The following is a 16,964-nucleotide window of genomic DNA, read 5'->3' as shown; positions in this document are numbered from 1 at the left end:
ATTTATAATAGAACTTATTTAATGATTTAATTTCATTATGATGAGTTTATTATTATGAATTGACCTCAAGTAAGGAAGAAAAATTCTTAAGAATTAAAGAAGGATTGTTTCAAAATTTTTAATGAACTAAACAAATTTGTTAACTTGGTATAACACAAATAGAAATTAATTCATGAAATTTTCATTTTACATTCAGCAAAAGCTAAAAATAGCTGTTCTCCTTTTTCTTGTAATGGGGTGCACTATTTTAATTAGAACTCTGGAAGACAAAAGTGTTAACGACATGAACACTTCATTTAAATCGTTATATAATGACCGGTTAATTCCTTCAGTATTACTACATGATATAAATTTATTATTAACAGAAAAAAACTGGACCTTAGAAAAATACATACAAGGTTCTGCAGAAATTCAGCCAGATTATATTTCTAGTGTCATAGCCGTAAACAATAAAAAAATTGATTCGCTATTATTAATTTACGATAAAACTTATATCGTCGAGACAGAAGCATCTCAATTAAAAAATCTAAAAACAGCGATTAAAGAATATAAAATTCAGGAAAACCAAGTAATAACCTATATTCTAAATAATCAACGTGGACTTGCGAATAATTTATATGAAATAAATGCAAAAAAGACTTATCTAAAAATTTCACAAAATATTAACTACCTATTAACCACCCAAATTAATGTAGGTTCCGAATTAATTAATGATGTTGATGATATAGTATCTGGAACAAAACTTTATTCAGCCATCCAAATAGGATTAGCTATAATAATAGGTTTATTAATTATGGGAATATTATTTGCTGTAAAATCAACAAAAACGGCACCGCAGAAAGACTTTCACCTAAACTAACCCAAATTAAGTTATTTTATACTGGCTTAAATCTATTTATGCCATCTTAAGAATTAAAGAATCTAGTAAATTTTTAAACTTTTGGTAGGAAACTGGTTTTGGTAAAAATCCATTTGCAGATACACCAAAAGCATCTATAGCATATTTGGGATATGCACTAATAAAAATTAAGTTATTAATATTATTTCGGATAATTTTTGCTAACCTAATTCCGTCTAATGAAGGCATTTCTATATCCAAAAACAAAAAATCTATTTCTGGTAACTCTTCTAGTGATTCTACAACATCAGTTGAGTTTGTAAAAGTTTTAACAACTTCTAAATTTCCATACTCTTGTATGTACTCAACTATTTGCTCAATAAAATCTGATTGATCATCTACGATAACACAGCTATAAGACGGTTTCGGCATAAATAAAAAAGGAACGTTTGGTTTAAACTATAAAGATAAAATATAAATTTTGTCTATTCTTAAATTTAAGTAATAATTTTAACAATTCTGATACATTTTAAGTGAAAATTGAGATATTCTTTCTTTTACGAAATTATAAGTCACAAGATTTTCAGTAGTATTAATTTATATTAATCCATAAAATAGAATAATAAAATGATCGTTTTATTAATCATTATTACGACCATTTATTGATAAATTTACCAAATGAATACAAAAAAAGCGCTGTTTATAGACTTAGATAACACAATATATCCAGCGGCATCTATAGGTAATGAACTTTTCAAAGATCTTTTCTCATTAATCGCTGAAGATGAAGATCATTTGGCTGATTTAGAAAACATAAAAAAGTCTATTTTGAGAAAGCCTTTTCATCATGTTGCCAAAGAGTTTAACATGAGTGAATCTCTATATGAAAAATCTATAAATCACCTTGTAGAACTTGAATATGAGGGTAAAATACCATTTTTTGAAGATTATGTGCATTTAAAGAAATTGCCACAAACGAAATTCCTAATCACCGCTGGATTCACAAAATTGCAAACCAGCAAAATAAAACAGCTCAACCTTCAGGAAGATTTTGAAGCATTTTACATTATGGATTTTACAAAAACAGATGAGACAAAAATCCACGCATTTCAAAAAATCATAAAAGAATATAATTTCAAAGCATCTGAAATCTTAATTATTGGCGACGATCCTGATTCAGAAATTAAAGCAGGTAAAGAATTGGGAATTGATTGTGTACTATACGATAGTCTTAACCTATTTGAGCATAAAACAGACCTAATAAGAATAACAAATTTTAGCGCTTTAGCAGAATTTTTAAGTTAAAGCAGTTCCAATTTCCATAATTTATTAACTATATTGCATCAAATCAATTAGCTATGAACCAGGAAATTATCAACCTTTACGACTCTTATACACATAGTGAAATAAGCAGAAAAAGTTTTATTAAGAAACTAGCCATTCTAACAGGTAGTACTGCTATGGCTTTAACACTTTTACCTTTATTAGAAAATAATTACGCAGCAGCAGCTGGTTATAATGACCCTAATTTAGATACGGAGATGATAACCTATGCAGGGTTAGAAGGCCCAATGAAGGCTTTTCTTGCTAAACCAAAAAACAAACGTCAATTAGGGTCAGTAGTTATTATCCATGAAAATAGAGGATTAAATCCACATACGATTGATGTTACTAAAAAAATGGCCTCTGAAGGTTTCTTAGCATTAGGAATAGACGCACTTTCACCTTTGGGTGGAACCCCTGAAGATGAAGATAAAGGGAGAGAACTGATTGGGAAATTAGATCCTATGAAAAATTTAAAAAACTATTTGATGGGTTTAGAATATCTTAGAACACATAAAAATAGTAATGGAAAAGTAGGTTGCGTAGGGTTTTGTTGGGGCGGATTAATGGCTAATAGAATAGCAGTGGCTGATCCAAAACTTCAAGCTGCTGTTGCTTATTATGGCTCACAAGCGCCTGTTTCGGATGTGCCTTTAATTAAAGCTTCATTAATGCTACATTACGCCGGTTTAGATGAAAGAATTAACGCAGGAATTCCAGCTTACGAAGCCGCATTAAAAGCCAATAACATTGATTATCAACTCTTTATTTATGAAGGTGTAAATCATGCTTTTAATAACGATACCTCTCCAACTAGATATAATGAGGCTGCTGCAAAATTAGCATGGGAAAGAACTATTTCTTTACTGAAGAAAAAGTTAGGATAGCTCTAACCCAAATTACATAATTCATTTTAAAACAATATGTTAGGTTCGGTGTAGTATTAATAGATTATTTAAACTGATTATTATGAAAACAAAATTAATTTACACCTTATTATTTGGTATTTCTGTCGCTATAAGCGCTTGTTCCAATGAAAAAAATAACTCGTCTGAAGAATCTGTAGATGTTGATACCAATATTATTTCATCGGATACTACCATTTACAACGAAGCTAAAGCCACTATTAGTGGAACAAAAACAGATACTACAGTAACTGGAACGGCCAAATTTGTTAAAAAAGGGGATTATGTAGAATTAACGCTCGATCTAGATATCCCCAAAAAAGCAAATTCTACAGTTGCAGTGCATTTACATGAAGAAGGGGATTGTGGAGATAATGGACAGGATGCTCATGGACATTGGAATCCAACAAACGAGTCACATGGAAAATGGGGAGCCGCACAATATCACTCAGGTGATATAGGAAATATTAAATTGGATAATAATGGTAAAGCTAGTTTTAAATTGGAAACCAATAGGTGGACAATTGGAGGTCAAGATTTTACGAATATCTTAGACAAATCAATTATAATACATGCTGGAGTAGATGATTATAAAACTCAACCTACTGGCAATTCTGGAAGTAGAATTGGATGCGGAGTTATTAATAAAATGTAGTTCTCATCCATAATTCATATTAAAATGCCTTCAAAAATTAATCAATTTTTGAAGGCATTTTTTTAACTCAAAAATCTTATCGCTTACAACAAATAATTTAATTGATGGAAATTCAACGGATGTTTGTGTATCTAATAATTTCTTACTAAAATTAGGCAACTAAATTTAACTTATAAGTACCAATTCTATAATTGGTTACTTAAAACCAAACAAACCTAAACTAAATGAAATCCAAGCAAGCGTCAGAAAAAGATATTAATTCTAGAAGAGACTTTTTAAAAAAGTCTGCTTTAGGATTAGCTGCATTTACCATTGTACCCAGACATGTATTGGGAGGCGAAGGATATATCGCGCCTAGCGATAAACTCACTAAAGCTGTAATTGGGGTTGGTGGCATGGGTCGAGGACATTTCGGATACGAAAACACGCCAGTTGTTGCCATTTGCGATGTAGATAAAAATCATCTTCAACAGGCCGCAAGTATGCTCAATAACGGGGTAAAAACGTTCTCCGATTATAGAGAGCTTATTCAACTTCCTGAGGTAGATATTGTTCATATCGCTACACCTCCACATTGGCACGGGATTATGGCTGTGGATGCAGCTGTTGCTGGTAAAGATATTTGGTGCGAAAAACCTATGACACATACCATTGGCGAAGGAAAACGAGTTGTTGAAGCTATAAAACAACATGGGAATATGTTTAGGCTTAATACTTGGTTTAGGTTTAAAGACACCTTTTATGGTATGGGAACTTCCGTTAAACCCATAAAAAAATTGGTTGATTCGGGAATGTTAGGCTGGCCGCTAAAAGTTACGGTTAGTAAACACACGGGTTACGATTGGAAATTTTATTGGGTTGGAAGAGAAAATTTACCAGAAATGCCTGTTCCACCAGAACTAGACTACGATGCTTGGTTAGGTCCAGCTCCATACAAACCTTATAACGCTCATCGTGTTCACCAAACTTTTAGAGGGTATTGGGATTACGATGGCGGCGGATTGGCTGATATGGGCCAACACTACATAGATCCTATTCAATATTTCTTGGGTAAAGATGACACCAACCCTGTTTCTGTGGAAATTGATGCTCCACAACAACACCATGATGCTGTAGGCACTTGGAAAAGAATTACATATACGTATGCCGATGGATGTCAAATTATTTTAGATGGCGAAGGGAAGGACGAAAATGTAGCCTATATCGAAGGTCCAAAAGGTAAACTATATCCAGGTTTTAAATCAGATATACCTGATTTAGAAAGAAAACTTGCACAGTTTCCAGAACCTCCATCACAAATTGTAGAATTTTCGGAATCTGTAAGAACAAGGAAAAAATTCGCATTAAATGAAGAAAACGGACATAGATCGTGTAATATTATTAATATGGGACTTATCGCTTTAAAATTAGGCAGATCTCTAAAATTTGATCCTGTTAAGCAAGAATTTATTGGCGACGACGCAGCGAATAAATTAATAAACCCAGTAATGCGTGCCCCATATTCCATTTAATTTAGAATCTATAACAAGATGAAAAAAATATTCTTTGCTCTTTTGGTGACCATTTTCTTAACAAATGGATTAACCAATACAGGTGTTTATGCTCAAACCGACACTAGGACTACAGCTACTAAAATCGCTGATTTATTAGCACAATTACCTGCTCAATCTACCCTTCAATTCGAAAAAAATATGAAGGAAATTGGCGCTTTAGGCGAGACAGGCTTTACAAATTTAATTCTCAGCCTAAATAATGAAGGCGCATCTAAACATTTAGTTGAATATGCAATTACCGGATTTACTGCTTTTTCTACTAAACCTGGACAAGAGAATTATAAAAATCTAGCTTTAAACGCTTATTCAAATGCCCTTCCTAATATTCTATCCGCTAAAAATAAAGGCTTTATAATTAGTCAATTCGAATTAATAGGCAACGATAGCTCGGTTCAAGTTTTAGAACTATATTTAAACAACGAGCAATTAGTTGACGAAACTTCAAGAGCATTAGCTAAAATCAATACACCTTCGGCAATAAATGCATTATCAAGTGCATTAAAATCTAATTCAAATAAAATTAAATTATCAGCCATAGAAGCCTTAGGCCATACTAATTCGCCTGCTGCAACAGGACTTATTATTGCCAATTTAGTTGGTAATGATGTAAACCTTAGAAAAGTAAGTTATTTTGCCTTAGCTAATTTAGGCCATTCTCTTTCTGAGTCTATCTTATTAAAGGCAGCAGAAAATGTTGGATTTAAATATGACCCAACTAATGCTGTGTCTTCTCTTATAGTTTACACTAATCAACTTTCTAAATCAAACAAAACAAAAGCTTCAGAATTAGCAAAAACTATACTTTCAAATGCTAAAAATGCAGACCAGGTTAATATTAAAATCGCTGCATTAGAAATTCTTAGCAGAGCAACAAGTGATCAAAAAATATACTTTGACGCATTAAAAGATTCACAACTAAATTATAGAATTGCAGCTGTTCAATTTGCTACTCCATATTTATCTGATAATAATGCCAAATTATGGCTAAAAGAATTAAAAAATGCAGATCCATTAACTAAGGTTGCTATAATTGAGATGTTCGCTAATAAGGCCTATTCGCCAGCAACTAACGAAATAATGAAATGGGTTTCATCCACAGATAAAAATGTAAAAATTGCTTCGGTTAATGCGGTTGTAAAATTAGGTCAATCTTCAAAACTCCCAGAATTAATTGCTTTAATGAATAAAGGTGGTTCTACTAATATTGAAGTAATTGCAGATGGAATAATGAAAATGCAGAAAGAAGGTGTGGCACAAACAATTGCTGCTCATTTAAAATCAGCTAAGCCTGAAGTTAAGGTTGCATTAATCAATATTTTAGCTTCAAGAGCTGCAAATGATGAAATTAATTTTATTTACGAAGAATTAAATAGTCCAACTCCAGAAGTTAAAAACGCAGCTTTTCAATCCTTAAAACACATTGCATCTTCAAATAATTCTCAGAATCTATACGATTTAATAAATAAAACATCGGATAAAAATCACCTTGTTCAGATTCAAGAAGCAATTATTGCGGTTAATAAAGGAATAAAAGATGTAAATCAACAAGCCGCTCTGATTAGAGAAGTTATGGACAAAGCTACAGCTGAGAAAAAACCATTGTATTTTAAAATTCTGGCAAGCTTAGGCGATTCTAATTCTTTAGCTAAATTAACAGAAATATATGCGCAAGGGACAGATTTAACCAAATCTCAAGTTATAGAGGCATTATCTAATTGGAAAGATAGCAGTAGTGCTCAAGAGCTTATAAAAATTGCTAGAAACACAAAAAACACAGAACATTTGGCATTGGCCGTAAATGGGTATTTACAACTTATAAGAAAATCTCAAGCTACCCCAGACCAACGTTTATTATTATTACGTAATGCTTTCGAAGTAGCTCCAAATACGCTCATCAAACAACAAATATTAAAAGACTTAACTCAATCTAAAACTTATCAAACTATTTTATTTGCTGGTAAATATTTAGATGATCAATCCTTACAACAATCAGCTGCTCAAACTGTAATGAACATTACAATGGCTGGAAAATACAGTGGGGAAATCATAAAAGAACTATTAAATAAAACTATTGTCGTTTTAACTGGTCCAGACTCTGATTATCAAAAGGAAGGCTTAAGGAAATATCTTTCAGAGATGGAAAATGGAGAAGGTTTTGTAAAAGTATTTAATGGTAAAGATCTTTCTGGTTGGAAAGGGTTAGTTGGCGATCCTATTAAAAGATCAAAAATGACCGCAGCAGCTCTTCAAGAAGCACAACAAAAAGCTGACGCCGCAGCGCAAGAAAGCTGGAAAGTTATAAATGGTGAATTACATTTTCAAAGTCATGGGGATAACCTTGCCACTATTAAAAAATATGGTGACATAGAAATGCTTGTGGATTGGAAAATTATAGATGATAAAAAAGGGGAAGGTGATGCTGGTATTTATTTAAGAGGCACCCCTCAAGTTCAAATCTGGGATTTAGCCCGTACAAATGTAGGTGCTCAAGTAGGCTCTGGTGGATTATACAACAATCAAAAAAATCCAAGTAAACCTTTATTGGTTGCTGACAATCCTTTAGACGAATGGAATACTTTTAGAATTTTAATGATTGGAGACCGAGTTACTGTTTATTTAAATGGCAAATTGGTTACTGATAATGTTATTTTAGAAAATTATTGGGATAGAAGCTTACCGATTTTTGCAGAAGAACAAATAGAACTTCAAGCACATGGATCTCCTGTTGCCTATAGAGATATTTATATACGCGAAATTCCTCGTCCTAAGCCTTTTGAATTAAGCGAAGAAGAAAAAAAAGAAGGTTTTAAAGTACTTTTTGATGGCACAAATATGCACCATTGGGTAGGAAATACCACAGATTATGTAATCGAAAATGGGAACATGGCTATTAGACCAAAACCTGGCAAAGGTTCTGGAGGTAATCTATTTACAAAAGAAGAATTTAGTGACTTTGTATTTCGTTTCGAATTTCAACTTACGCCAGGTGCAAATAATGGATTAGGAATTCGTGCACCTTTAGAGGGAGATGCCGCATATGTAGGTATGGAATTACAAATTCTAGATAACGATGCGCCTATTTATAAAAATTTAGCCGAGTACCAATATCATGGCTCAATTTATGGCACAATTGCCGCTAAAAGAGGATTCCTTAAACCTGTTGGCGAATGGAATTACCAAGAAGTAATTGCAAAAGGATCAAAAATTAAAGTCATATTAAACGGGAATGTTATTCTAGATGGAGATATAGAGCCTTTCAAAACTAATGGAACGCCCGACAAACAAAATCATCCTGGATTAAAAAGAACATCCGGACATATCGGTTTTCTGGGACATGGCTCACCTTTACAATTTAGAAATATCAGAATTAAGGATTTATCAAAAGATAATACCCAACTATCCACTTCAAAACCTATCAAAAAAACAAAATAATGAATACCGAAAATAAAAATGCTTCTAAAGAACAATCTAGAAGAAATTTTATCAAATCCACTACGCTAGCAACTGCAGGATTTATGATTGTCCCAAGGTTTGTATTAGGAGGTAAAGGATTTTTAGCACCAAGCGACCGATTATTGTTGGCTGGAATTGGTGTAGGTGGACAAGGAGAAAGTGACATCAATGCGATTGTTAGCGGTGGAAAAACCGATGTCTCTTTTTTATGTGATGTAGATGATAGAAGAGCAGCAAATTCTATTAAAAAGTTTCCTAAGGCAAAGTATTATAAAGATTATAGAAAACTTCTAGATAAAGAAGCTAAAAACATTGATGCGGTTATGGTTTCTACGCCCGATCATACACATGCGCAAATAGCCATGGCTGCAATGCAATTGGGTAAACATGTTTATGTTCAAAAACCTTTAGCACATGACATTTATGAGGCTCGAATGTTAACCGAAGCTGCAAAAAAATATAAAGTGGTTACACAAATGGGGAATCAAGGTGCATCTGGCGATGGTGTTAGAAGGTTACAAGAATGGTACGATGCTGGAAAAATTGGCAAAGTACATACTGTTTATGTATGGACCAATAGACCCGTATGGCCTCAAGGAATTTCTTGGCCAACCACAAAAGCCCCTATCCCACCCGAATTAGATTGGGACCTTTGGCTTGGAAGTGCACCATACAAAGACTATGTAGATAAATTAGTTCCTTTTAATTGGAGAGGCTGGTGGGATTTTGGAACAGGTGCCATTGGAGATATGGGTTGTCATCTTTTTGAACCTCCTTTTAAAATATTAGGTTTAGATACCCCAATTAGTGTAGAATGTAGTGTTGGAAGTGTTTATGTAGATGAATTTAAAAGAGCATACCTACCAGAAAGCTGTCCGCCTTCTAGTCACGTAACCATGACTTTTAACCCTACACCAAAAACCAAAGGTGAAGTTCGTATCCATTGGATGGATGGAGGAATAAAGCCGGCAAGACCCGAAGAACTTGGCGCAAATGAAAAACTTGGCGACAATGGCGTTTTATTTATCGGAACAAAAGGAAAAATGATTTGTGAAACTTATGGTAAAAACCCAAAGCTATTACCACTTTCTAAGAATGATAATGACAACACCAAAATATCAATAAAAAGAGTCCCTGGGCAAGAAATTGGACATTATACTCAGTTTGCAGAAGCAGCTATTGCTGGATATGGAAAAATGGAATTAAGCTCCCCTTTTGAAATTGCAGGACCTTTGACAGAAACTTTATTAATTGCAAATTTAGCAATAAGGGGGACAGATATTCAACGCTTAGATGCGGCAGGAAAGGTTACTTACCCTGGAAGAGATATAAAAATGATTTGGGATAAAAACACTATGCGGGTTACCAATTTTGAGGAAGCTAACCAGTTTGTGAAAAGAACCTACAGAGAAGGTTGGACTTTAGGCGTTTAAAATATGTCGGCAGAAAAAAAGATAAAAATTTTAGTGGTTGGTTGTGGAAACATGGGAACAGCACATGCTACAGCTTATCATAACAGTCCTGAATTCGAAATTTGTGGTTTAGTTTCGAGAAATAAAAGTAAAGAAATACTGAACCAAAAATTAAACTCTAATTACCCCTTGTTCAGCGAATTTTATGAAGCATTAAAAATAACTAAACCAGATGCCGTTTGTATTTCTACCTATCCAGATACTCACGAAGCTTATGCTATTGAAGCATTAAATAATGGTTGTCATGTTTTCATAGAAAAGCCACTTGCCGACTCAGTAGAAGGAGCGCTTAAAATTGCAGAAGCTGCAAAAAACAACAATAAAAAGCTGTTAGTAGGTTACATTTTAAGATATCATCCTTCTTGGAACCTTTTTACCGAAAAGGCAAAAGAAATGGGAAAACCATTAGTAATGCGCATGAATTTGAATCAGCAAAGTCAGGGTGCAAAATGGAATGTCCATAAAAATTTAATGAATAGCTTAAGTCCAATTGTAGATTGTGCGGTGCATTATATAGACATTATGTGTCAAATGACTAGATCAAAACCGATAAGAGTAAGCGCAATTGGAGCCAATTTAAGTCCAGAAATACCAAGTTGGAACTATAATTATGGTCAGCTTCAAATAACTTTCGAAGATGGCTCAGTTGGCTGGTATGAGAGTGGATGGGGACCAATGGTTAGTGATACAGCATTTTTCATTAAAGATGTATTTGGCCCAAAAGGATCTGTTTCTATAGTAGCAAAAGAAGCTGCAAAGTATGGTAATTCAGACAATATTGATGATCATACAAAAACAGAATCCATAAAAATTCATTATGCTGATTTAAATCAAGAACAATTATTTAGCAGAAAAGATGAATGGTTAGACTTAACCGACGAACCCAATCATCAGGAACTTTGTAATAGAGAACAACAGTTCTTTTTAGAAGCAATAAAAAACAACTATGATTTAACGCTACAAACAGAAGATGCCATTAATAGTTTAAAGATTGCCTTCGCCTGCGATGAGTCAGTTAAAAAAGGAAACACTATAGATTTAAAACTATAAAATGCTTATATTTAATTTTTTAGCAGTCAATATTTTTAACATTTAACTAACAAAAAGTGGATTTTAAATACGAACAAATTAAAGAAGCCCATAGTAAAGTTAAGTCGGGTGCAGATTTCCCTAATTACTTAAAGGAATTAAATCAATTAGGTGTTTTAAGTTATGAAACCTTTGTAAATAATGGTTCAACTATTTATATAGGCAAAAATGGTTATACGGTTAATTCTCCAGAAAAATATTCAGAATTAATAGTTTCCGATCAACCGAACATAGAACAATTTATGAAGGATTTGAGGAATCACCAACAAGGCAATACAGACTATTTAACTTTTTGTTCGGATTGTGCTAAATCGGGTGTAGAAAAATGGGCTGTAAATATTGAAAATAGAACGTGTATTTATTTCGACAAAAACAATCATAGCATGCTCATTGAGAGCCTACCTCTCTAATACTGCTCTAGAAAATAAACGTTCAACAATTAAACTCAAATTCTTAAGTTTAAAACGCTTAATTAAAAGAGAAATTATCTTTTTCCTATAAAAACAGATAATTAGAAATACATTATATTTACGGCCATGAACACACCTCCTGAAGCTTTAATAAGTAATGATGCCGTAGTATTCGGTCTTTTAATGGCAATTTTAGCCTTAATATTTTACACCAGTGGTTTACAAACAAAATTTTGGAAGAAATTCTATTCTTTTGTTCCAACCGTTCTGTTATGTTATTTTATCCCTGCCCTATTTAACACCTTTAACATTATTTCGGGAGAACAATCTTCATTATACTCAATGGCATCTAGGTATTTATTACCTGCCAGCTTAGTGTTTTTTACGATTGGGATCGACATAAAAAGATTAGTGAAACTGGGTCCAAAAGCAACCATCATGTTTTTTGCCGGAACATTGGGTGTTGTACTAGGAGGTCCTTTAGCCTTTTTCCTAGTTGGTTCTGCATTTCCTGATATATTATTTTTTGAAAAAGAAGAAACTTGGAGAGGGCTTTCTACTATTGCAGGAAGTTGGATTGGAGGAGGAGCAAATCAAGCTGCTATGCTTGAAGTATTCGCCCCTAGTAAAACTTTATTCGCTCAAATGATAGCTGTAGATGTTTTAATTGGAAATATATGGCTTGGACTTTTATTATATGGCGCGCAAAATAAAGCTAAAATAGATAAATGGTTAAAAGCTGATAGTTCTGCAATTGATGAATTAGAAACTACCTTAGAAAAAATCAATAATGAAGAAAAAGTAACCAATACCGGTGTTCCACATTGGATGATTTTATTAGGTGTAGGATTTGGAATGACTGCCCTTTCACATTTAGGTGCAGATTATTTAGCCCCATGGATTGAGACTAACTACCCTGAATTGGCTCAATATTCTTTAACCAGTAAATTTTTCTGGATCGTAATTATTGCGACCACATTGGGGATGTTTTTATCATTTACAAAAGCTAGAAAATTAGAAAACATCGGTGCTTCTAATATCGGGTCATTATTTCTATATGTTTTAGTAGCTACCATTGGCATGAGTATGGATTTAAAGGCTTTATTCGACAATCCGAAATTTTTCTTGGTAGGAATTATTTGGATCTTTATCCACATAACCATCATGTTATTAGTAGCAAGAATAATAAGAGCTCCTTTCTTTTATGTTGCGGTTGGAAGTCAGGCAAACATTGGAGGTGCGGCCTCTGCCCCTATTGTAGCTGCTGCATTTAGCAAATTTTTAGCTCCTGTTGGTGTGTTATTAGCTGTTTTAGGATATGCCGTAGGCACTTATGGAGGCTATCTAACAGGATTAATTTTACAGTGGATTTCAGGAATATTAGCGTAGTTAACTTTTTATAAAATAAATCATTGATGCTTTTCATGTCGATTTAATTAAGAAATTAAACATGAGAGGCATCAATGACTTCCCAAAATTATAAATACAATTCTCTAAACCTCAAATTATAAATTAAGTTATTAGAACTTGATTTACTTATTTCAAGAGTATTTCTACACTATTACGATTTAATTTTATTCGCTTATTCTTTTCCAAAGCTTTTAATAAACGAGAAATCACTACTCTAGAGGTATTTAATTCTTTGGCAATTTCTTGATGAGTTTTAAAAATCTTGGTACTGTTCTCGATTTTACTTTTTTCGAATAAATAGTTCAGTAACCTATCATTCATATCCATAAAGGCAATCGTATCAATCGCATTTAACAACTCATTAAACCTATTGTTATAGCTTTCAAACACAAAAGACATCCAGCTCTTATATTTTCCAATCCACTCCGACATTTTTTGAATAGGGATCATCAACAATGCACCAGGAAGCTCCCCAATTGCTCTAATTTCACTTTGCTTTTCACCCAAACAACAAGTCATAGTAATGGCACAAGTATCTCCTCTTTCCAAATAATACAATAAAAGCTCCCCACTGTCGTAATCCTCTCGCATTACCTTAATTGCACCGGATAAAAGTAAAGGCATCGACTTAACATATTGCTGATAATCAATAAGCACATCCCCTTCTTTAAACTCGATATATTTAGAAATTTGAACAATTTCCTCTAATAATTCAGGCTCAAAAACATCCCCATAAGAGGCATAAAGTAATTCCTTCATCATAAAACTAAGTAAAGCTATAAATCTTAATAAAGATCTATTTAAAAGATAAAATTAAAATAATAAACCTATCTATTAACTAAATCGGGTTAATTTATAAGTGATTTTACAAATTAAAGTTTAATCCAAATGAAAAGTTACGTGCAGGAGCTGGATTATAAAACCTATTTCCTATTGCATTTAAATCATTACCCAAACTATAAGATTTATTTAACAAATTATCGCCACTTACAAATAACTGTAATTTATAATCCCTTCTATTCCAATTATAGCCTAATTTTGCCTGCATTAAATGATAATTTGGAGCCCAAATTAAATTGGCATCATTTAATGGGATACGATCTGTAAATTGATGTTGTAAATAAAGAAAAGCATTATTTAAAAACCCTATTTCCATAGAGTGTACAACATTCCACACTGGAGTTCCCGTTAACTGATTACCAGAATAATTAACCCCATTTACGGCATAATCTCTAAATTTAAACTGATTATAAGTAAAAGATTGATTGACCAATAATTCATTAACCAACCTATCCTTTCTAAATTTTAAAACTTTCAGATTTAAACGTCCTTCAACACCCTGCTGATCTGTACCACCGGAATTAATGAAATAATCCGTCTCGTTGGGTAATCTTCTATTTACAATACTTTTTTGAAGCTTAAAAACATAATAAGAAACATCCAAATTTAAGACCCCAGAAGCTGAATTGTATCTAAATCCAGATTCATAATTTATACCTACTTCTGGCTGTAAATTTGTATTTATGCGGTTGTCTGATGGTCTAATTTCGGCAATAGTTGGAGTAGAATAACCCCTACTAACAGATGAACGCCAATTTAAACCCTCGTTCAACTCATAATTTAATCCCAGTTTTGGCATCCATTGAGCATTAAAACTTCTATTATTAAAATCATTTTGTTGAAGAGGAAATTGATTCAAGAATTTAAATTTATAAAAATTTAAACTTACCCCAGCTTCAACATTTAAACGTTTTGTTAATTGTGACTCATATCGTAAAAAGACAAAACTTTGAGTTGAATTTACTTGATCAAAAATTTGAGGATTGCCTTTTATACCTTTTACATTATCAAAATTTTTAATAGCTGCAGATGTAGTTTGAACCTCCATCCCTAAATTTAATCGCCAATTTCTTTCATCGTTACTAAACCATTGAAAGTAAGAACGACCTCCCAAATTACGCTCTAATCTTTGTTCGTAATTTGTGATAAAAGGATTTTTAAAATTAACCTGCCCTCCAAAAACAGAAGTCACATTTTTTAACGACTTTGAAATAAAAACTTCATTTACAAGTCCGCCTAAGAACATCTTATTATCTATACCTATGTTTTGCTCAATAGCACTTGGCAAAGTCGCTGTAGCGGGCCTAGAAAGCCTAGGATTAGATTCAAACTGAGAGAAGGTTAGTCCGCCGGGCGTTTTATAATTTAAATGAGAATAAAACCCAAAAATCTTCATTGAATTATTACCTCCGTAGGTCATATTATCAGAAAATTGGAAAAACCTGCGAAACATTGAACTATGCTCCCTATACCCTTTAAACTCTTGAAAAGATTGTTGTAAAGTGAAACTATGATTTTTATAATCCTTCCTTAAACCTAAATTTTGATTTAAAGCCCCAAAACCTCCAAAATTTATATTTGCAGAAATTTTTGAGGTGTGTAGTAAGCCTGAATTTAACAACACAACCCCTCCAGAATTGGCTCCAAAAAGACTGCCATCTGGTCCTTTTAATATGGTTATTTTATTTAAAACAGATGGATCAATAGCATTTAAATAAGTATTTCCGCCGGCGTCCGTCAAAGGCACATCATTATAATAAACCTTAATATTTCTAACGCCAAATGGGGAGCGCAATAAACTACCTCTTATAGATAAGCGGTAACTACCAGGTGTACGTTCTTCCATTCTAACCCCCGGAGCTGTATTTAATAAATTCACCATCGAATACTTAGAACTTCTTTCCAATTGCTTTGTAGAAAGAATAGATACCGACGTAGGCACTTTAATCAGCTTTTGTTCGCCCAAATAGGCATTAATTGTAACCTCATCTATCTTAAGCAACGTATCTATTTCTTGGGCATAAGAAATACATGGCACAGCAAAAAACAAAAGTCCAACTATTCCTTTTGCCAGCATATAACCTTTGTACTTCATATTTATTGCGAAATGAATTTAATTTAAGATGGAAAGATATTTAATTTAAATGCAGAATCCATATTAAATTGTAGATCACCGCATTTAATCTAACTTGAAAAATGTGGAAATAGAATAAAAAAACATTCAAGTCTTATTTTAAAAAAGATATTGTTATAGAATAGTAACTAAACTTTTATCCGTACACACTAGTGTAAAATTGCACCAAATTGACAATCAGTAAGTTTGTTTATACACTATATTTGTTTAAAATAATTAGAAATGAAAAATAAAACAGCATTATCTCGCGATTTCATTTTCACTCAATACAGTGATTATCTACTAAATAATGGAGAGAGACCCAAAAATGTATATCTCTTTGCCAAGAAAAATAAGTTTGAAGAAAATGAATTCTATCATTTTTTCTCTGGATTTGAGCAGATTGAGAAAGAAATGCTCAATCATTTTTTTCTAAAATCTGTTGAATTAGTTACAAATGAACCACATCAAGAGCAAACATCAGCCAAAGAAACATTGCTGAATGTTTATTTTGTATTCTTTGAAAACCTGACCATGAACCGTTCAATAGTAATCAAGATATTGGGCGAAAGTAAATTACAAAATTTAAAAATTTTAGATACACTAAGAACTAGCTTTATTTCATTCATCGACTCCTTAGAATTTAAGGAATTGGAAATCTTAGAAAAAGCCAACGAAAATATTCAAAAATTAAATCAAAAATCTAGACAAGAGGCTTTGTGGATACACTTTTTATCGGTTTTAGAATTCTGGAAAACAGACCAATCCCCTGACTTTGAAAAAACAGACATTTTCATTGAAAAAACCATTGATACTGGATTTGAATTATTAGACAACGAACCTTTGAGAAAAATGATGGATTTGGGTAAATTTTTATGGAAAGAAAAATTTAAAATGGGTTAG

General features: G+C 32.7%; 14 protein-coding genes. 11 read left to right on the top strand and 3 right to left on the bottom strand.

Annotated features, from left to right (window positions below; translation table 11 throughout):
• The first annotated feature begins 172 nt into the window (after window positions 1-172).
• Window positions 173-859, top strand: coding sequence for an MCP four helix bundle domain-containing protein (locus VRU49_RS05170; RefSeq protein WP_330145719.1), 687 nt, complete (start codon window positions 173-175; stop codon window positions 857-859).
• A 36-nt stretch (window positions 860-895) separates the two neighbouring features.
• On the opposite strand, the gene VRU49_RS05165 is transcribed toward VRU49_RS05170, so the two are convergent.
• The gene (locus tag VRU49_RS05165; protein ID WP_330145718.1) at window positions 896-1,270 is read right to left on the bottom strand and encodes a LytR/AlgR family response regulator transcription factor; all 375 of its coding nucleotides are present in this window, start codon (window positions 1,268-1,270) and stop codon (window positions 896-898) included.
• A gap of 246 nt (window positions 1,271-1,516) precedes the next feature.
• Between VRU49_RS05165 and VRU49_RS05160 the strand changes: the two genes are divergently transcribed.
• The 9 genes from VRU49_RS05160 to VRU49_RS05120 all read left to right on the top strand — a co-directional run bounded on the left by VRU49_RS05160 (window position 1,517) and on the right by VRU49_RS05120 (window position 13,087).
• Window positions 1,517-2,143, top strand: a complete 627-nt coding sequence (locus VRU49_RS05160; RefSeq protein ID WP_330145717.1) for an HAD family hydrolase — start codon at window positions 1,517-1,519, stop codon at window positions 2,141-2,143.
• Window positions 2,144-2,196: 53 nt separating this feature from the next.
• Entirely contained in the window at window positions 2,197-3,048 is an 852-nt protein-coding gene (locus VRU49_RS05155; RefSeq protein ID WP_330145716.1) for a dienelactone hydrolase family protein, read from the top strand.
• An 82-nt stretch (window positions 3,049-3,130) separates the two neighbouring features.
• Complete coding sequence (locus VRU49_RS05150) at window positions 3,131-3,721, top strand: superoxide dismutase family protein (RefSeq protein WP_330145715.1); 591 nt, start codon at window positions 3,131-3,133, stop codon at window positions 3,719-3,721.
• A 224-nt stretch (window positions 3,722-3,945) separates the two neighbouring features.
• Window positions 3,946-5,232 carry a Gfo/Idh/MocA family oxidoreductase gene (locus VRU49_RS05145; RefSeq protein WP_330145714.1) on the top strand — a complete coding sequence of 429 codons (1,287 nt, stop codon included), beginning with the start codon at window positions 3,946-3,948 and terminating at the stop codon, window positions 5,230-5,232.
• 18 nt (window positions 5,233-5,250) lie between these two features.
• Window positions 5,251-8,706 (top strand): 3-keto-alpha-glucoside-1,2-lyase-like domain-containing protein, encoded by a 3,456-nt coding sequence (locus tag VRU49_RS05140; RefSeq protein WP_330145713.1) that lies wholly within the window; start codon window positions 5,251-5,253, stop codon window positions 8,704-8,706.
• Window positions 8,706-10,160: a Gfo/Idh/MocA family protein gene (locus VRU49_RS05135; protein WP_330145712.1), complete on the top strand. Its 1,455-nt coding sequence runs from the start codon at window positions 8,706-8,708 to the stop codon at window positions 10,158-10,160. The genes VRU49_RS05140 and VRU49_RS05135 overlap by 1 nt, the downstream gene beginning before the upstream one ends.
• Before the next feature lie 3 nt (window positions 10,161-10,163).
• Window positions 10,164-11,249 carry a Gfo/Idh/MocA family protein gene (locus tag VRU49_RS05130; RefSeq protein WP_330145711.1) on the top strand — a complete coding sequence of 362 codons (1,086 nt, stop codon included), beginning with the start codon at window positions 10,164-10,166 and terminating at the stop codon, window positions 11,247-11,249.
• A 56-nt stretch (window positions 11,250-11,305) separates the two neighbouring features.
• Window positions 11,306-11,698 carry a DUF1398 domain-containing protein gene (locus VRU49_RS05125; RefSeq protein ID WP_330145710.1) on the top strand — a complete coding sequence of 131 codons (393 nt, stop codon included), beginning with the start codon at window positions 11,306-11,308 and terminating at the stop codon, window positions 11,696-11,698.
• 126 nt (window positions 11,699-11,824) lie between these two features.
• Complete coding sequence (locus tag VRU49_RS05120; RefSeq protein WP_330145709.1) at window positions 11,825-13,087, top strand: DUF819 family protein; 1,263 nt, start codon at window positions 11,825-11,827, stop codon at window positions 13,085-13,087.
• 147 nt (window positions 13,088-13,234) lie between these two features.
• Here VRU49_RS05120 and VRU49_RS05115 read toward each other — a convergent pair whose 3' ends face one another.
• Window positions 13,235-13,870, bottom strand: coding sequence for a Crp/Fnr family transcriptional regulator (locus VRU49_RS05115; RefSeq protein WP_330145708.1), 636 nt, complete (start codon window positions 13,868-13,870; stop codon window positions 13,235-13,237).
• Window positions 13,871-13,973: 103 nt separating this feature from the next.
• Window positions 13,974-16,043, bottom strand: a complete 2,070-nt coding sequence (locus VRU49_RS05110; RefSeq protein ID WP_330145707.1) for a TonB-dependent receptor — start codon at window positions 16,041-16,043, stop codon at window positions 13,974-13,976.
• Window positions 16,044-16,304: 261 nt separating this feature from the next.
• Here VRU49_RS05110 and VRU49_RS05105 point away from each other — a divergent pair, with 261 nt between their 5' ends.
• Window positions 16,305-16,964, top strand: a complete 660-nt coding sequence (locus VRU49_RS05105) for a TetR family transcriptional regulator C-terminal domain-containing protein (RefSeq protein WP_330145706.1) — start codon at window positions 16,305-16,307, stop codon at window positions 16,962-16,964.

The organism is Pedobacter flavus (assembly GCF_036324285.1).
In the GTDB taxonomy this organism is placed as follows: Bacteria; Bacteroidota; Bacteroidia; order Sphingobacteriales; family Sphingobacteriaceae; genus Pedobacter; species Pedobacter flavus.
This window is presented reverse-complemented; position numbering and strand designations above follow the sequence as displayed.